The sequence below is a fragment of the Paraburkholderia flagellata genome (assembly GCF_021390645.1).
Classification (GTDB): Bacteria; Pseudomonadota; Gammaproteobacteria; order Burkholderiales; family Burkholderiaceae; genus Paraburkholderia; species Paraburkholderia flagellata.
In genome coordinates this window covers 316,641-334,102 of sequence record NZ_JAJEJT010000001.1, presented here as the reverse complement: position 1 = coordinate 334,102, position 17,462 = coordinate 316,641, and the positions used below count along the sequence as shown (strand labels likewise).

Annotated in this window: 15 protein-coding genes; 7 read left to right on the top strand and 8 right to left on the bottom strand. The window is 65.3% G+C overall.

The features are described from left to right. Positions 1 to 10: 10 nt before the first annotated feature. The 3 genes from hcp to L0U83_RS01540 all read right to left on the bottom strand — a co-directional run bounded on the left by hcp (position 11) and on the right by L0U83_RS01540 (position 3,834). On the bottom strand, positions 11 to 1,672 hold the full coding sequence (gene hcp / locus L0U83_RS01550) for a hydroxylamine reductase (RefSeq protein WP_233879717.1): 1,662 nt from the start codon (positions 1,670 to 1,672) through the stop codon (positions 11 to 13). 261 nt (positions 1,673 to 1,933) lie between these two features. Further along, positions 1,934 to 2,473, bottom strand: a complete 540-nt coding sequence (locus tag L0U83_RS01545; protein WP_233879709.1) for a single-stranded DNA-binding protein — start codon at positions 2,471 to 2,473, stop codon at positions 1,934 to 1,936. Between the two features lie 152 nt (positions 2,474 to 2,625). After that, positions 2,626 to 3,834 carry an MFS transporter gene (locus tag L0U83_RS01540; protein ID WP_373320946.1) on the bottom strand — a complete coding sequence of 403 codons (1,209 nt, stop codon included), beginning with the start codon at positions 3,832 to 3,834 and terminating at the stop codon, positions 2,626 to 2,628. A gap of 187 nt (positions 3,835 to 4,021) precedes the next feature. On the opposite strand from L0U83_RS01540, the gene uvrA reads away from it, so the two are divergent. After that, positions 4,022 to 6,913, top strand: coding sequence for an excinuclease ABC subunit UvrA (gene uvrA, locus L0U83_RS01535; protein ID WP_233879707.1), 2,892 nt, complete (start codon positions 4,022 to 4,024; stop codon positions 6,911 to 6,913). Positions 6,914 to 7,025: 112 nt separating this feature from the next. Further along, the gene (locus L0U83_RS01530; RefSeq protein WP_233879706.1) at positions 7,026 to 8,111 is read left to right on the top strand and encodes an AI-2E family transporter; all 1,086 of its coding nucleotides are present in this window, start codon (positions 7,026 to 7,028) and stop codon (positions 8,109 to 8,111) included. A gap of 65 nt (positions 8,112 to 8,176) precedes the next feature. Here the strand turns inward: L0U83_RS01530 and purU are convergent, their stop codons facing one another. The 5 genes from purU to L0U83_RS01505 all read right to left on the bottom strand — a co-directional run bounded on the left by purU (position 8,177) and on the right by L0U83_RS01505 (position 13,350). Then, a complete protein-coding gene (gene purU / locus L0U83_RS01525) occupies positions 8,177 to 9,046 on the bottom strand; it encodes a formyltetrahydrofolate deformylase (protein ID WP_233879704.1) in 870 nt (289 codons plus the stop codon). A gap of 75 nt (positions 9,047 to 9,121) precedes the next feature. After that, positions 9,122 to 9,991, bottom strand: a complete 870-nt coding sequence (locus tag L0U83_RS01520) for an NUDIX hydrolase (protein WP_233879702.1) — start codon at positions 9,989 to 9,991, stop codon at positions 9,122 to 9,124. A gap of 18 nt (positions 9,992 to 10,009) precedes the next feature. Beyond that, complete coding sequence (locus L0U83_RS01515; protein ID WP_233879700.1) at positions 10,010 to 10,624, bottom strand: LysE family translocator; 615 nt, start codon at positions 10,622 to 10,624, stop codon at positions 10,010 to 10,012. 32 nt (positions 10,625 to 10,656) lie between these two features. Beyond that, a complete protein-coding gene (locus L0U83_RS01510; protein WP_233879698.1) occupies positions 10,657 to 11,223 on the bottom strand; it encodes an adenine phosphoribosyltransferase in 567 nt (188 codons plus the stop codon). Positions 11,224 to 11,334: 111 nt separating this feature from the next. Then, a complete protein-coding gene (locus L0U83_RS01505; protein WP_233879696.1) occupies positions 11,335 to 13,350 on the bottom strand; it encodes a monovalent cation:proton antiporter family protein in 2,016 nt (671 codons plus the stop codon). Between the two features lie 205 nt (positions 13,351 to 13,555). On the opposite strand from L0U83_RS01505, the gene kdsD reads away from it, so the two are divergent. Genes kdsD through lptB form a run of 5 tightly spaced genes read left to right on the top strand, consistent with a single transcriptional unit; the run spans position 13,556 to position 17,201 of the window. Continuing rightward, a complete protein-coding gene (gene kdsD, locus L0U83_RS01500; RefSeq protein WP_233879688.1) occupies positions 13,556 to 14,542 on the top strand; it encodes an arabinose 5-phosphate isomerase KdsD in 987 nt (328 codons plus the stop codon). Then, on the top strand, positions 14,542 to 15,096 hold the full coding sequence (locus L0U83_RS01495) for a KdsC family phosphatase (RefSeq protein WP_233879686.1): 555 nt from the start codon (positions 14,542 to 14,544) through the stop codon (positions 15,094 to 15,096). Before kdsD ends, L0U83_RS01495 begins: the two co-directional genes overlap by 1 nt. Then, entirely contained in the window at positions 15,093 to 15,692 is a 600-nt protein-coding gene (lptC, locus tag L0U83_RS01490) for an LPS export ABC transporter periplasmic protein LptC (protein ID WP_233879684.1), read from the top strand. The genes L0U83_RS01495 and lptC overlap by 4 nt, the downstream gene beginning before the upstream one ends. A 31-nt stretch (positions 15,693 to 15,723) precedes the next feature. After that, positions 15,724 to 16,413: a lipopolysaccharide transport periplasmic protein LptA gene (gene lptA, locus L0U83_RS01485; RefSeq protein WP_233879676.1), complete on the top strand. Its 690-nt coding sequence runs from the start codon at positions 15,724 to 15,726 to the stop codon at positions 16,411 to 16,413. Continuing rightward, positions 16,410 to 17,201, top strand: a complete 792-nt coding sequence (gene lptB, locus L0U83_RS01480; RefSeq protein WP_233879674.1) for an LPS export ABC transporter ATP-binding protein — start codon at positions 16,410 to 16,412, stop codon at positions 17,199 to 17,201. The genes lptA and lptB overlap by 4 nt, the downstream gene beginning before the upstream one ends. Positions 17,202 to 17,462 lie beyond the last annotated feature (261 nt).

Sequence of the window (17,462 nt, the reverse complement as noted above, 5' to 3'; positions counted from 1 at the left end):
TCACCCGCGCTCAAGCGGCCTTGCGTGCAAGGGCCGCGTTCAGGTCCGCTTGCGCATCGCCGATTGGCGAGATGCCGAACTGCTTGACGAGAATGTCAAGTACGTTCGGCGTGAGGAAGGCTGGCAGCGTCGGTCCGAGATGGATGTTGCGCAGGCCGAGCGCGAGCAGCGTGAGCAGCACCGCGGCGGCCTTCTGCTCGAACCACGACACCACGAGCGTGAGCGGCAGGTCGTTCACGCCGCAGTCGAAGGCCTTCGAGAGCGCGATGGCGATCTGGATCGCCGAGTAGCTGTCGTTGCACTGGCCCAGATCGAGCAGGCGCGGAATGCCGCCGATGTCGCCGAACTCGTGACGGTTGAAGCGGTACTTGTTGCAGCCGAGCGTCATGACGACGGTGTCGTCCGGTGCGCCCTGCGCGAATTCTGTGTAGTAGTTGCGGCCGGGCGCGGCGCCGTCGCAGCCGCCGATCAGGAAGAAGTGGCGGATCTGACCGGCCTTCACGGCGTCGATCACCTTGTCGGCCACGCCGAGCACCGCGTTGCGCGCAAAGCCGATGGTGATGGTCTCCTGCGGCGCCGTTTCGCGGAAGCCCGGCAGCGCGAGCGCGGCTTGCACGACCGGCGCGAACGCGTGATGTTCGAGATGGCGCACGCCGGCCCAACCCACCGGGCCCGTCGTGAAGATGCGCTGACGATACTGCGGCAGCGGCTCGATCAGGCAGTTGGACGTCATCAGGATCGGGCCGGGGAAGTTCGCGAAGTCCGATTGCTGATCCTGCCAGGCGCCGCCGTAATTGCCAGCGAGATGCGCATACGCCTTGAGCTTCGGGTAAGCGTGCGCGGGCAGCATTTCGCCGTGCGTATAGATCTGTACACCGGTGCCCTGGGTCGCTTCGAGCAGCGCCTCCAGATCGCCGAGGTCGTGGCCGGAAACCAGAATTGCCTTGCCCGCGGCCGGCGTCACGCGTACGGCAGTGGGTTCGGGCATGCCGAAGCGGCCCGTGTTGGCCGCGTCGAGCAACTCCATTACCTTCAGGTTCAGGTTACCGAGGGCGAGCGCGTGCTCGAGCAGGTCGCCCGCCTGCGTCGGTTCGCTCGCGAGAAACACGAGCGCGGCTTCGACGCCCGCGTAGACTTCCTCGCTCTCGTAACCGAGCACGCGCGCGTGATGGGCGTATGCACACACGCCCTTGAGACCGTAGAGCACGAGTGCGCGCAAGCCCACGACATCCTCGCCCACCTGCGGGAGCCCGGCATTGATGCCGACGAGCGCGGCCTGCGCCTGCAATTCGGCGAGATCGTTGCCCGGTTGCCAAAGCGCTGCGCCACCCGGCTGCGCAGCGGCCACGCCTTGCGCGAGCGCCTCACAGGTCGACTTCACGCGATCGCGATGTTGCGCGGCCTCGCGCAGCATCGCCACGAAACGGCTGGCGTTGAAGTTGACGTTGGTGAGCGTCGTGAACAGCGCGTAGAGCATGAAGCGGTCCGCTTCGCGATCGGGGCTGCCGAGGCCGCGCGCGAGCGCGCCGTACTGTGCGATGCCCTTGGCTGCGTAGATCAGCAGGTCTTGCAGATCCGCAGTCGTCGCGTCCTTGCCGCAGTTGCCCTTGGCCGAGGCGCACCCCGGGGTGGCCTGGGTGCGGTCGGTCTGTTCACATTGATAGCAAAACACGGCTTTCTCCTTTTCCTTGTGGGTGACGGCGCGAGCAGTCTTGTAAGATGCAAAATTAATGCATCTTTTTAATGGTGACGTGCAGGCGGGAGTTTTGCCGTGACAAAAATCAGAAAACATGTCGCTTCAGGCAAAGAAGCGACTGTGTGTGCGAAAACGCCGCAGCGGGTCGGCGCTCGGTTCGGAGAGACAAATGAAAAGCCCCGGCCCGACCTTGCGGTCGAACCGGGGCTTCAGGCCGAGCAGATACGCTCTGACGCTTTAAAACGGAATATCGTCGTCCATCTCGTCGAAGCCGCCGCCTGCCGGCGCGCTCGAACGGCCACCGCCTGCGCCGCCACCCGCGCCGCCACCGCTCGAACGCGGCGCGCCGCCGCCGCCCGAAGCACGGCCACCGCCGCGCGGAGCGGACTGCTGGCTGTAGCCGCCGTCGTCGCCCATGTCGCTGCCCGCCGCCGCGCCGCCGCTGCGGCCGCCCAGCATCTGCATCTGGTCGGCGACGATTTCCGTCGAGTAACGGTCGGTGCCGTCCTGCGCCTGCCACTTGCGCGTGCGGATACGGCCTTCGATATACACCGACGAGCCCTTCTTCAGGTACTCCGAGACGATCTCGGCCAGACGCCCGAAGAACGACACGCGGTGCCATTCGGTCATTTCCTTGAACTCGCCGGACGCCTTGTCCTTGTAGCGGTCGGTCGTGGCGAGGCGGATGTTCGCCACGGCGTCGCCGCTCGGCAAATAGCGCACTTCCGGCTCGGCGCCGAGGTTGCCGACGAGGATCACCTTGTTCACGGATGCCATGAATTTCTCCTGTTTGATTCCGTTGCGAGGAGCGGCCGCGCGGTGCGCGCCGGCGAGCGCCCGATGTGTCTCGAGCGCCTTCGCCGGTCGCGGACCGCCTCCGCGAATTGCGTTGCTGTGAACCGTTGGTTCTAACTCAGGGCCGCCTGGCTTTAAGCGCGTTTGGCTTCAGCCCGCTTGGGCGGCGCCTTCATATTGGCCGCGATTATAAGCCAGCACAAGACGAGCCCCGAACACGCGTAGAACACGGCGCTCGCGCCGTCGTGCTTGAGGAGCCATCCACCCACCACGCCGCCGAGCGCGAGCCCGATCGACTGCGTCGTGTTGTACACGCCCGTGGCCGCGCCCTTGCGGTTGCCCGGCGCGAGCTTCGAGACGAGCGAAGGCTGCGAAGCCTCCAGAATGTTGAAGCCCAGGAAATACACGAACAGCACGGCCGACACGATGACAAGTGTATGCGCGAGCGAGCCGAGCAAAAGCTGGCCGATCAGGATAAGACCGATCGCAGAAACGAGCACGGGCTTCATCTTGCCCCGCTTCTCCGCGACGATGATGGCCGGCACCATCATGACGAACGCGAGGCCCATGACCGGCAGATAGATCTTCCAGTGCGACGCGACCGGCAGGCCCGCATCGACAAGCAGGCGCGGCACGACGAGAAAAAGCGCCGTTTGCGTGGCGTGCAGCACCAGCACGCCGAAGTTCAGGCGCAGCAGTTCCACGTTGTGCAGCACCTCGGCAAACGGGGCGCGCACGTGCACGGGCTTGTGCGGCGCGTCGGGCACGACCCAGATCACCACGCCCACCGCGAGAATCGAGAACACGCCAACCAGCGCGAACAGGCCGCTCATGCCGACCCAGTGGAACACGATCGGCGCGCCCACGATCGCCACGGCGAACGACATGCCGATCGAGCCGCCCACCATCGCCATGGCCTTGGTGCGGTGCTCCTCGGCGGTCAGGTCGGCGATGAACGCCAGCACCGCCGAAGAAACCGCGCCCATGCCCTGAATCACCCGGCCGACGATGATCCACACCATGTCGTGCGCGCCCGCCGCGACGAAACTGCCGATCGCGAAGATGACGAGGCCGGTGGCGATGACAGGCTTTCTGCCCACCATGTCCGACACCCAGCCGTAGAAAATATAGAGAAGCGACTGCGTGACGCCGTACGCGCCGAGCGCGATGCCGACCAGCAGAAGGTTGTCGCCGCCGGGAACGGTTTTGGCGTAGACGGAGAACACCGGCATGATCATGAAGAGACCGAGCATGCGCAGCGCGAAGATCGCCGCGAGCGATACGGTCGCGCGCAACTCGGGCGCGCTCATGCGTGAGGATGTAGCGGGTGAATTGGAGGACATCGGAGCGTTATGTGTTTGGACCGCAAGTGCCCGCACGTTTGTTGACCGGGACGCTCCCTGACGCGCCTCTTTCGAGGCCCTTGCACTTGCCGCTCCGGGCCCTTTCAAAGACCGTCAGCAAGCCGTAACGGCGGTCTGGAAAAGTCGTTATAGTAGCAGGTTTGGTTTCCCTCTCTCCCGCAGGTTCATGGAACAGATCCGTATCCGTGGGGCCCGAACCCACAACCTGAAGAACGTCAATCTGGACCTGCCGCGCCACAAGCTCGTGGTGATCACCGGGCTGTCGGGCTCGGGCAAGTCCTCACTGGCCTTCGACACGCTCTACGCGGAAGGCCAGCGGCGCTACGTGGAGAGCCTTTCGGCCTACGCGCGCCAGTTCCTGCAGCTCATGGAGAAGCCGGACGTCGACCTGATCGAGGGTCTGTCGCCGGCTATTTCCATCGAGCAGAAGGCGACGTCGCACAACCCGCGCTCCACGGTCGGCACCGTCACCGAGATCCACGACTATTTGCGGCTGCTGTACGCACGCATCGGCACGCCCTACTGCCCGGACCACGAGATTCCGCTGGAGTCGCAAAGCGTCTCACAGATGGTGGACGCCGCGCTCGCCCTGCCCGAAGAAACGAAGCTGATGATCCTCGCGCCCGTGATCGTGGACCGCAAGGGTGAGCACGCCGAACTCTTCGACGACATGCAGGCGCAGGGTTTCGTGCGCTTTCGGGTGCGCTCGGGCGGCGGCACGGCCAACGAAGGGGAAGCGAAGATCTACGAGGTGGAGTCGCTGCCCAAGCTCAAGAAGAGCGAGCGCCACACCATCGACGTGGTGGTGGACCGCCTGAAGGTGCGCCCCGACATGAAGCAGCGTCTCGCGGAATCGTTCGAAACCGCGCTGCGCCTGGCCGACGGCCGCGCTATCGCGCTCGAAATGGACACGAACCGCGAGCACCTGTTCAGCTCGAAGTTCGCGTGCCCGATCTGCTCGTATTCGCTGCCGGAGCTGGAGCCGCGCCTTTTCTCGTTCAACAACCCGATGGGCGCGTGCCCCGAGTGCGATGGTCTCGGCCAGATCACGTTCTTCGATCCGAAGCGCGTGGTGGCGCACCCGTCCCTTTCGCTCGCGGCAGGCGCGGTGAAGGGCTGGGACCGGCGCAACCAGTTCTACTTCCAGATGCTGCAGAGTCTCGCGGCGTTCTACGACTTCGACATCGACACCGCGTTCGAGGAGTTGCCGGAGAAAGTGCGCAAGATCCTGCTCTACGGCTCGGGCAAGCAGGAGATTCCGTTCTCGTACATCAACGAGCGCGGCCGCACTTCGGTGCGCGAGCACGTCTTCGAAGGGATCATCCCGAACCTGGAGCGCCGCTACCGCGAGACCGACTCGGCTGCCGTGCGCGAGGAGCTTTCGAAGTACCAGAACAACCAGGCGTGCCCGCACTGCGAAGGCACGCGCCTGCGCCGCGAAGCGCGCTTCGTGCGCATCGGCGGCGGTGAAGACGCGCGCGCCATTTACGAAGTGAGCGGCTGGCCGCTGCGCGACACGCTCGGCTACTTCCAGACGCTGCGCCTCGAAGGCGCCAAGCGCGAGATCGCCGACAAGGTGGTCAAGGAAATCGTCGCGCGCCTCATGTTCCTCAACAATGTCGGGCTCGACTATCTTTCGCTCGAACGCAGTGCCGAGACGCTTTCCGGCGGCGAAGCGCAGCGCATCCGCCTCGCCTCGCAAATCGGGTCGGGCTTGACGGGTGTGATGTACGTGCTCGACGAGCCCTCCATCGGCCTGCATCAGCGCGACAACGACCGCCTGATCTCCACGCTCAAGCATCTGCGCGACCTCGGCAATTCGGTGATCGTCGTCGAGCACGACGAAGACATGATCCGCATGGCCGACTACGTGGTCGACATGGGCCCGGGCGCGGGCGTGCACGGCGGCATGGTGATTTCGCAGGGCACGCCCGGGGAAGTCGAGCACGACCCGGCCTCGATGACGGGCCAGTACCTGTCGGGCGCGCGCCGCATCGACTATCCCGATGAGCGCATCGAGCCCGGCGAGCGCCATCTGCGCATCGTCGAGGCCTATGGCAACAACCTCAAGCACGTCACGCTCGACCTGCCGGTGGGCCTGCTCACCTGCGTGACGGGCGTTTCGGGCTCTGGCAAATCCACGCTCATCAACGACACGCTTTATCACGCCGTGTCGCAGCATCTGTATGGATCGTCGGCGGAGCCGGCGCCGTTCGAAGCGATCGAAGGCCTGGAGCACTTCGACAAGGTCATCAACGTCGACCAGTCGCCGATCGGCCGCACGCCGCGCTCGAACCCGGCCACCTATACGGGCCTCTTCACGCCCATCCGCGAGCTGTTCGCGGGCGTGCCGGCCGCCAAGGAGCGCGGCTACGAGTCGGGCCGCTTCTCGTTCAACGTGAAGGGCGGGCGCTGCGAAAGCTGCCAGGGCGATGGCGTGCTGAAGGTGGAAATGCACTTCCTGCCCGACGTGTACGTGCCCTGCGACGTCTGCCACGGCAAGCGCTACAACCGTGAAACGCTGGAGATTCAATACAAGGGCCGGAACATCAGCGAAGTGCTCGACATGACCGTTGAAGCCGCCTACGAGTTCTTCAAGGCGGTGCCGGTGGTGGCGCGCAAGCTCAAGACGCTGCTGGACGTCGGTCTTGGGTATATCCGCCTCGGCCAGTCGGCCACCACGCTCTCGGGCGGCGAGGCGCAGCGCGTGAAGCTTTCGCTCGAACTTTCCAAGCGGGACACGGGGCGCACGCTGTATATACTCGACGAGCCGACCACTGGCCTGCACTTCCACGACATCGCACTTTTGCTGGAAGTGATTCACCGGCTTCGCGATCAGGGCAACACGGTGGTCATCATCGAGCATAATCTCGATGTCATCAAAACTGCCGACTGGGTCGTGGACATGGGACCGGAAGGCGGCGCGGGCGGTGGGCAGATCGTGGCCCAGGGGACGCCCGAACAGGTGGCGAAATCGAAGGCAAGCTTCACGGGCCGCTATCTCGCGCCGCTGCTCAAGCGCCAGATTGCCGCGCTGGACACGGCCTCGGGAAAATGACGCGCTAAGCGCACAGGCAACGAGGCCGGAAATTTAGCAGTAGAAATAGCTGCCACAACAACGGGTCGGGGGCGCGTGTGCCCCAGAAGTTTGGAGACGGAATACACCCAATATGGTCAAGCGCAACGAAGCGACCGAAGATAAACAGGTGCGCGACCTGCGGCCAAGGCCGGTCAGGCTCACGAGTGACATGAGCCTGCCGAAACTTTCGGCAGTGGAGATCGGCAGCTATGTGACCGCGCTCGCCGGCATGCTGGCGGTGCTGCACCTGAACCTGCTCGGCGCGCTGCTCGCGGGGATGCTCGTCTTCCAGCTCGTGCATACCATTTCGCCGCTCATCGAGCGGCGCATGTCGAGCAGCCGCGCACGCTGGCTCTCCGTGGTGCTGGTCTCCATCGTGATCGTGGGCATACTCACGGGGCTCACCGTGGGCGTGATCGAGCAGTTCGAAAGCGACGTGCCGAGTGTGCAGAAGGTCATGGCGCAGATGATGACGTTCGTCGACCAGGCGCGCGGGCGCATTCCCGAGTCCATTGCCGCCTATCTGCCCGTGGACGTCGCCCAGATGAAGCTCAAGGCGCTCGCGCTCATGCACGAGCACGCCACGCAGCTAGGCCAGGGCGGCAAGAACGCCGCGCGCATCTTTGGGCATATCGTGATCGGCATGATCATCGGGGCGATCATCGCTATCGGCGCGCAGAAGAACGCCACGCGGCTGCCGCTTTCCACGGCGTTCGTCACGCGCGTGGCGCGTTTCGCCGACGCGTTTCGCCGCATCGTGTTCGCGCAGGTGAAGATTTCGGCCATCAACACGGTGTTCACCGGCCTCTTCCTCCTGCTCGCACTGCCGGTGTTTCACGCGCCGCTGCCGCTCGCGAAGATGCTGGTCGTCGTGACCTTCGTGGTGGGCCTGCTGCCCGTGATTGGCAACCTGATCTCGAACACGCTGATCGTCGCCATCGCACTCACCGTGAGCCTGCCGGCGGCGGTCACGGCGCTCGTGTTCCTCATCCTGATCCACAAGCTCGAATACTTCCTGAACGCGCGCATCGTGGGCGGCCAGATCGAGGCGCGCACGTGGGAGCTGCTCGTCGCAATGCTCGTGATGGAAGCCGCGTTCGGTATTCAGGGCGTGATTGCCGCGCCAATTTTTTACGCGTATATCAAGCGCGAACTCATCTATCTGCGGCTCGTCTGAGCGTGCATCGCTGAAAAAAATGGCCCCTCCGGGGCCATTTTTGTTCGCGCCGTAAAAGCCAGTGCTCAGCGGAACACGACCGTCTTGTGCCCGTTGAGCACGATGCGATGCTCCACGTGCCACTTCACCGCGCGCGCGAGCGTCACGCATTCCACGTCGCGGCCAATGGCTGTGAGCTGGTCCGGCGTCATGTTGTGGTCCACACGCTCCACTTCCTGCTCGATGATCGGGCCTTCGTCGAGATCGGACGTCACATAGTGCGCCGTCGCGCCAATGAGCTTCACGCCGCGGTCGAACGCCTGGTAGTACGGCTTCGCGCCCTTGAAGCTCGGCAGGAACGAATGGTGAATGTTGATCGCGCGGCCTTCGAGCGCCCGGCAAAGCTGCGGCGAGAGGATCTGCATGTAGCGCGCGAGCACCACGAGATCGACGCCTTCGCTGTTCACCACTTCGAGCACGCGCGCTTCCTGCGCGGCTTTGTCGGCATCCGTGCCGCCGAGGAGCGGGAAGTGATGGAACGGAATGTTGTAGCTCGCGGCGAGCTGATAGAAGTCCTTGTGATTCGAGATGATCGCCGGAATCTCGATAGGCAGCTGGCCCGTGCGATAGCGGAACAGCAGATCGTTCAGGCAATGGCCGATCTTCGAGACCATGATGACGACGCGCGGCTTCACGTTCGCGTCATGGAGTTCCCAACGCATGCCGAACTCTTGCGCGAGCGGCTCGAACGCGCTGCGCAGGCCGTCGAGGCCCGGGTCGCCGCCCACCTGCTGGAAATGCACGCGCATGAAGAACTCGCCCGTGTGGCTGTCGCCGAACTGGGCCGAGTCGAGAATATTGCTGCCGCGATCGAACAGAAAGCCCGACACGGCATGCACGATGCCCGGCCGGTCGGCGCACGACAGTTTGAGGATGAAGCTGTGTTCGGTCGACATGACCTTGGTTACTCCCGTCAATACTTTGGCGTTTCTAAAAGGGCTTTGGGCTTTGCAAAAAGAACCGGCGCCCTTTCACAGCGTCGGCGGTTCGAAGATCGCGGCAATGCCCTCGCACGCGTCTTCGTCGATCCATTGGCGGCGCAGCAGGCAGTCGAGCGTCGCGAGGCTCGCATCCACCGTCATCGCACCTTCCTCGATCCAGCGCGCGGCTTCGTCGATACGCGCGAGGCGATGCTCACCCACTTCACCGTCCTGGTTGTGCGGCACGAAGTCGGCCGGGAGCATGAGATCGTAGATGAAGATCTGCTCGGCTTGCGTGCCTTCGGGCAGCGACTGCAGCACGTGCACGGTGCGGCCCGCGCGCGCCTCGCGCGCCAGGTCCTCGGCAATGCCCGCCTCTTCCCAGCATTCCTTCACGAGCGTGGCCTCGATGCCGAAGCCCCAGCTGATGCCGCCCGCCACGACGTTATCCAGCATGCCGGGGTCGGTGGCCTTGGTGTCGCTGCGTCGCGCAATCCACAATTGCGGCGCGCCGGGCGGCACGGAATCTGCGTATTCTACGACGCCGTTCAGATGCACCGCGTACGTCATCGTGCCGAAAAAGCGCGAGGCCGCGCGTTCGATAAAGGCTAGCGGCGGCGCGTCGAATGCGTTGCGGATTGCGTAGGTTTCGTTGCGCCAGCCCGGAATGTGCCCTTGCGACGCGAGTGCGCCGATCACCGAGCCAAGCGCGGCGCTACGAGCATCGACGCTATCGAACTGTGGTGCGAGCGTGATGCGCGCGCTATGCGCGTCGCCGTCGATCTCGAACACGTCGGGCCAGCGTGCGAGCAGCGCCACGTCGTTCTCGCGTATCCAGCCCACGCGCTCGTCACCGATATGAAACGGCAGATGCGCGCCGACATCGAAACGCCGCGCGTCGATAATGCAAGGCAAGGTCATCGATCAGGACTCCGTAGATCAGTCACGCAGGGCGATACGAATGCCGATGGCGATGAACGTCAGGCCAGCGAGACGATCGAGCCACAAGCCCGCACGCGGGCGGCGCTTGAGCCAGCCGCCGATCGTGCCCGCGCACAGCCCGAAGAGGGAGAACACCACGACCGTCTGCGCCATGAACACGAGGCCGAGTTCGAGCATCTGCAGCGTGACGCTTTGCGCGCCATGCGCATCGACGAACTGCGGCAGGAACACGACGAAGAACAGCGTCACCTTCGGATTCATCATGTTGCCGAGCACGCTCTGGCGAAAGATCGCGCCAAGCGGCTGGCGCGGCCGGTCGCCAGCGGCAGCGAGGCCCTGGCTGCGCAGCGCCTTCACGCCAATCCACACGAGATAAGCGGCGCCCGCGAGCTTGAGGATCTGGAACGCGAGCGGCGAGGAGCGCAGCACGGCGGCCACGCCGAGTGCGGCGAGCGTAATGTGGAACGTCACGCCCGTGGCAAAGCCGAGCGCGGCCACGAGGCCGGCGGCGCGGCCCTGCGAAATGCCGCGCGCGAGCACCTGGAGGTTGTCGGGGCCCGGCGCGAAGGTGATGGCGATGGACGTGGCGAGAAAGAGCGCGAAATTCGGCATGAGATCGACTCGTGGCGTGATGCGTTCGGGCTTCAGTGGCCGCCGAAGGCGGTCACGGTGAAGAGCGGCAGGCCGGCATCGGTGAGCAACTTCGAGCCGCCCAGATCCGGCAAGTCGATGATCGCAGCGCCCTCCACCACGCTCGCGCCGAGGCGTTCGAGCAGCAGCTTGCCGGCCATCATGGTGCCGCCGGTGGCGATCAGGTCATCGACGATCACGACGCGGTCGCCCTTGCCGCAGGCGTCCTCGTGAATCTCGACGGTCGCTTCGCCGTATTCGAGCTTGTAGGTCTCGGAAACGGTCTTGTACGGCAGCTTGCCGATCTTGCGGATCGGAATGAAGCCCACGTTCAGCTCGTAAGCGACGATCGGCCCGATGATGAAGCCGCGCGCATCGAGCCCGGCCACGTAGTCGAGCTTCGCATCGACATAGCGTTCGACGAACAGGTCGATCAGCACGCGCAAGCCCTTCGGATGGCCGATGAGCGGCGAGATGTCGCGGAACTGCACTCCCGGCTGAGGCCAGTCGGGCACCGTGCGGATCAGGCTCTTCACGAACTGGGCGGCTTCAGCGCTCGGGTTCGCAGGTGCGTTGGACATGATTTCTCCGGGTAGTAACTAGTAAGGAACAACGGTAGGACGGTTTAACCGGGGCAGAACCCCAAAAGCGCGACGTCTAGACGGGGAGGCGATCGTGGCAACGGCGGCTTATCAGGCCGCCGCCGCACCCGCGCCGGCCGCGCCCGGCTTGCGATGCCGCGAAAGCCGCTCCTCGGCCTGCGCGAGCTGCTCGGGCAAACCGCGCAGCACGACGATGTCGGCCTCGCGCAGCTTGGTCGATGGGTCCGGTTCCACGCCGCGAATGCCGTGGCGGCGAATCGCCGTCACCTCGACGCCAAGCTCGTACAGGCCCAGCTCCGCGAGCGTGCGGCCCACGGCATCGGCCCGCTCGTCGACCGGTACGGATTGTAGCCGCACCTGCTCGTGACCGTCCTCGCCCACATCGTCGGTGCCGTGGAAGTAGCCGCGCAGGAGGCTGTAGCGCTCGTCGCGCAGTTCCTCCACGCGGCGCACCACGCGCCGCATCGGCACGCCCATCAGCACCAGCATGTGCGAGGCGAGCATGAGGCTGCCCTCCACGATCTCCGGGATCACCTCGGTCGCGCCCGCGGCGAGCAGGCGTTCGAGATCGGCGTCGTCGACCGTGCGCACGATCACCGGCAAGGTGGGCTCCAGCTCGTGTATGTGATGGAGCACGCGAAACGCCGATTGCGTATTGGCATACGTGATCGCCACGGCAGCCGCACGATGGATGCCCGCCGCGACGAGCGACTCGCGCCGCGCCGCGTCGCCGAACACCACCGACTCGCCCGCCGCCGCCGCGGCCGCCACGCGGTCGGGGTCGAGGTCGAGCGCCACGTACGAGAGGCCTTCGTATTCGAGCATACGCGCGAGGTTCTGCCCCGCGCGGCCATAGCCGCACACGATCACGTGGCCGCTTTGCTTGATGCTTTGCGTGGCGATGCGCGTCATCATCAGTGACTGCTGCATCCATTCCGTCGAAGAGAGGCGCAGCACGATGCGGTCGGCGTTCTGGATCAGGAACGGCGCGGCGAGCATCGAAAGCAGCATGGCCGCGAGGATCGCCTGGAGCAGCGTGGCATCGACAAGATGCTTGTCGAGAATGAGGTTCAGCAGCACGAAACCGAATTCGCCGGCCTGCGCGAGGCCGAGGCCCGTGCGCATGGCCACGCCCGGTGAAGCGCCGAAAATACGTGTGAGCGCCGTGATGAGCACGGCCTTGAGCACGACCGGCCCGAAGAAGAACGCCGCCACCATGAAGGGGTGCTGCCAGATCACGTGCGGGTTGAGCAGCATGCCCGTGGTCACGAAGAAGAGGCCGAGCAGCACGTCGCGAAACGGCTTGATGTCCTCTTCCACCTGGTGCTTGTACGGCGTTTCGGCGATCAGCATGCCCGCGATGAACGCGCCGAGCGCGAGCGAGAGGCCGAACTTGTCGGTGATGAACGCGGCGCCCAGCGTGACGAGCAGCACGTTGAGCACGAACAGCTCCTGCGAGCGGCGCCGCGCGACGATGGTGAACCAGCGCGTCATGAACTTCTGCCCGACGATGAGCAGAATGCCGAGCGCGAGGACGATCTTCACGGCCGCCGTGCCGAGCGACTCGACAAGCGAGGCTGAGGAACCGCCGAACGCCGCGATCACGATGAGCAGCGGCACCACGGCGAGATCCTGGAACAGCAGCACGCCCAGAATGTTGCGGCCGTGCTCCGATTCGATCTCGAGCCGCTCGGAAAGCATCTTGCTGACAATAGCCGTGGACGACATGGCGAGCGCGCCGCCCAGCGCGACGCACGCCTGCCAAGTGATGTGCACCCACGGCTCCAGCACGAGCCCTAGCAGGAGCGCCACCACGATCGTACCCAGCACTTGCGAAAGCCCGAGGCCGAACACGGCGTGACGCATGGCGCGCAGCTTCGAGAGCGAGAACTCGAGGCCAATGGAGAACATCAGGAACACCACGCCGAACTCGGCCAGGTTCTGCGCGCCATGCGTGTCCGGCACGATGCCGAGCGAGCGCGGACCCACGAGAATGCCGACCGTGAGGTAGCCGAGCATCGGCGGCAGATTCAGATAACGGAACAGCACGACGCCAACCACCGAGGCGAGCAGCAGGAACAGCGTCATTTCCAGCGGGGAGATCATCGTGTGAAGCGTCCTCGTTCGTCGGCCGTGGTCTGCGTAAGCGGCGATGCAAATTCCGCCCCGCGCCGGGTCAATGATCGACGCAAAGGCGGCTACATGGGAAGGGCTACGGAAATACCGCTAGGCAAGCCAGGCGGCTCGCGCACGGGGTTTTGGCGCTGGAAGCGCTGGCGCGGCGCGCAGACGCCTTTGCTATACTCCGCGGATGATAGCGAAAATCAATGGCGACCGGGCGCTGAAGCTCGCTCGCAACGTGCTCGACATCGAAGCGGACGCCGTGCGCGGGCTTCGCGACCGGCTCGACGACAACTTCGTCAGCGCGGTCGATCTCATCCTCAGTTGCCGCGGGCGCGTCGTCGTTTCCGGTATCGGAAAATCGGGCCACATTGCCCGCAAGCTCGCGGCCACGCTGGCCTCCACGGGCACCCCGGCGTTCTTCGTGCATCCGGCGGAAGCGAGCCACGGCGACCTCGGCATGGTCACCGCGGACGATGTCTTCATCGGCCTGTCGAACTCCGGTGAATCCGAAGAACTCGTGGCGATCCTGCCGCTCGTCAAGCGCATTGGCGCGAAGCTCATCGGCATGACGGGCAACCGCCCGCAGTCGACGCTTGGCCAGCTCTCCGATGTCCATCTGGACGCCGGCGTGGAAAAGGAAGCCTGCCCGCTGAACCTCGCGCCCACCGCCAGCACGACGGCGGCGCTCGCGCTCTCGGACGCGCTCGCGGTCGCGGTGCTCGACGCACGCGGCTTCGGCGCCGACGACTTCGCGCGCTCGCACCCGGGCGGCGCGCTCGGCCGGCGCCTGCTGACCTACGTGCGCGACGTGATGCGCACGGGCGACGAAATCCCGAAGGTGCGCGACGACGTAACCGTGCGCGACGCCCTCTTCCAGCTCACGGCCAAGCGCATGGGCATGACGGCGGTCGTCAATGCCGACGGCCACGTGCAAGGCATTTTCACCGACGGCGACCTGCGCCGCGTGCTCGAGCGCGTGGGCGATTTCCGCGACCTGCCGATCGCGCAGGTCATGACGAAAGGCCCGCGCACCATCGGCCCGGACCAGCTTGCCGTCGAAGCCGTGGAACTGATGGAGCGCCACCGCATCAATCAGATGCTGGTCGTCGATGCCGAGGGCACGCTGATCGGCGCGCTCAACATGCACGACCTGTTCTCCAAGAAGGTGATCTGATGGCTACCCCACTCGACGCAACCGCGCGCGCCGCGCGTGTGCGCCTCATGATTTTTGATATCGACGGCGTGCTCACCGACGGCGGCCTGCTCTTCACCGGCGCGGGCGACACGATGAAGGCGTTCAACTCGCTCGACGGCCACGGCGCGAAGCTCCTGCGCGAAGCCGGCATCGACACGGCCATCATCACCGGGCGCCGCTCGGAAATCGTCGCCGTGCGCGCGAAGGAACTCAGGATCACGCACCTGTGGCAAGGCGTGGAAGACAAGCGCGTGGCGTTCGCCGAACTGCTCTCGCAAACTGGCATTGCGCCCGAAGCGTGCGGCTACATGGGCGATGACTGGCCCGACCTCGGCGTGATGCTCCAGTGCGGCTTCGCCGCCGCACCCGCCAACGCCCATCCGGATGTGCTTTCGCGCGCCCACTGGGTGTCCGACAAGGTGGGCGGCCACGGCGCCGTACGCGAAGTCACCGACCTGATCCTGCGCGCGCAGAACCGTTACGACGCCATGCTCGCGCAGGCCTGCGCGCCGCTGGCCGGGATGCCGCGATGAACCAGAAGTTCCGCCTCACTTCGCTCGTGCCGCTCGTGTGCGTCGCCGCGCTCGCCGGTTTCACGTGGTGGCTGTTGCAGGCCGTCCAGCCGCGCGAGAAGGAGGCGGCGCCGCGTCCGCTCACGCATACGCCCGACTATTTCGCCGACGACTTCTCGGTGTCCGAACTTGACCAGTCGGGCGCCACGCAGTACCGGCTCACGGCCACGCACATGGTTCACTACGAGGACGACGAAAACAGCGACCTCACGAACCCGGCCGTGCGCGCATTCCAGCCCGGCAAGCCGATCGTCACGGCCACCGGCAAGCGCGGCACGGTCAACGCCGACGCCTCGATCGTCAATCTGTACGACAACGCGCGCATTCTGCGCGCGGCTGGCGCCGGCGACCCGGACATGCAGGCTGATTCCGAGCATTTCAGAGTGCTCGTGAACGACGATGTGATCCTGACCGAAAAGCCGGTTAAACTTCGACGCGGCCAGTCGGTCATGACGGCCACCAGCGGCATGAACTACAACAATGTCTCCCGGGTCATCCAGCTCTTCGGCAACGTCCGTGGAGCCATCGCCCCGGCTGACTCCGGCGGCTCGTCCTGAACGCCGGGCCGTCCACGCAAGGCACGATTGCATGAACGATTCGCTTCCCCGTCCACTGAACGGCCGTTCGCCTCACGCACGCCGCGCACGCTTCGCGGCGCTGATGGCGCTCGCCAGCGCGCTGCTGTTCGCCGGCCTCGCGCCCGCGGCTCACGCCGAGCGCGCCGACAAGGACAAGCCGCTCAATATCGAAGCGGACAACATGACGTATGACGATCTGAAGCAGCAGACCGTCTTCACCGGCCACGTGGTCGCCACCAAGGGCACGATCCTCATCAAGGCCGACAAGCTCGTCGTCACGCAGGACCCGCAGGGCTACCAGTTCGCGACCGGCACCGTCGCGCCGGGCACGCCTGCCGAGAAGCTCGCCTACTTCCGCCAGAAGCGCGAAGGCCTCGACGAATATGTCGACGGCACGGCTGAGCGCATCGATTACGATGGCAAGCAGGACCTCACCACGCTCACGACGCGCGCCACGGTGCGCCGCCTGCAGGGCCTCTCGACGGTGATGGACCAGGTCCACGGCAGCGTCGTCACGTACGATGGCCAGAACGACTTCTATACGGCGAAGTCGGGCAAGGACGTCGCAGGTCCCGGCAACCCCGGCGGCCGCGTCCGCGCGATGCTCTCGCCGCGCAACACCACCGGCGCACAGCCGAGCGCCGGCGCCCCGGCCGCGCTCACGCCGTCCACCAAGCTGCAGGAAGCGCCGCCACAGTGAATACCGTCACCGCCCCCCAAAGCTACGGCCGCCAGTTGGCCGGCAAGACGAGCACGCTCGTCGTACGCAGCCTGAAGAAGCGCTATGGCTCGCGCACCGTCGTCAAGGACGTTTCGCTCGACGTGAAGAGCGGCGAAGTGGTTGGGCTGCTCGGCCCCAACGGCGCCGGCAAGACCACGTCGTTCTACATGATCGTGGGTCTCGTGCCGCTCGACGCCGGCGAGATCGACCTCGACGGCCAGTCCATCAGCCTGCTGCCCATCCACAAGCGCGCGGCGCTCGGTCTTTCGTATCTGCCGCAGGAAGCTTCGGTGTTCCGCAAGCTCACCGTCGAGGAGAACATCCGCGCGGTGCTCGAACTGCAGGTGGACGGCAACGGCAAACGTCTGTCGAAAGATCTCATCACCGAGCGTGCCGAAGCGCTAATGGACGAGTTGCAGATCGCGCATCTGCGCGAGAACCCCGCGCTCTCGCTCTCGGGCGGCGAACGCCGGCGCGTTGAAATCGCGCGCGCGCTCGCAACCGACCCGAGCTTCATTCTGCTCGACGAGCCGTTCGCGGGCGTCGACCCGATCGCCGTGCTGGAAATCCAGAAGATCGTGAAGTTCCTCAAGCAGCGCAACATCGGCGTGCTGATCACGGACCACAACGTGCGCGAGACGCTCGGCATTTGCGACCACGCATACATCATCAGCGACGGCACCGTGCTCGCGGCCGGCGCGCCCGGCGAGATCATCGAGAACGAAAGCGTGCGCCGCGTCTATCTCGGCGAACACTTCCGCATGTAAGTCCCCGGGCGCGCCTCGCGCGCCCGCTCACCGCAGTCCCGCAGTCCGCAGCGCTCACCCGGCGCGCGCGATCCGCATTCGCGTTTTTCCGGCCTCATCTTTCGCGTTTCCCGTGTAATTCCGCTGTATCGACCTTGCCCCCAAAACGGTGCATGGCAGGGCGAATAGCGCCCCTGTTTGCGCACTAAATTCCGGGTACACGGCGGCGCGGCACACGCTCGTTTTTGCGAATGCCCCGTGGTTTCGTCCGCGTGGCAAACT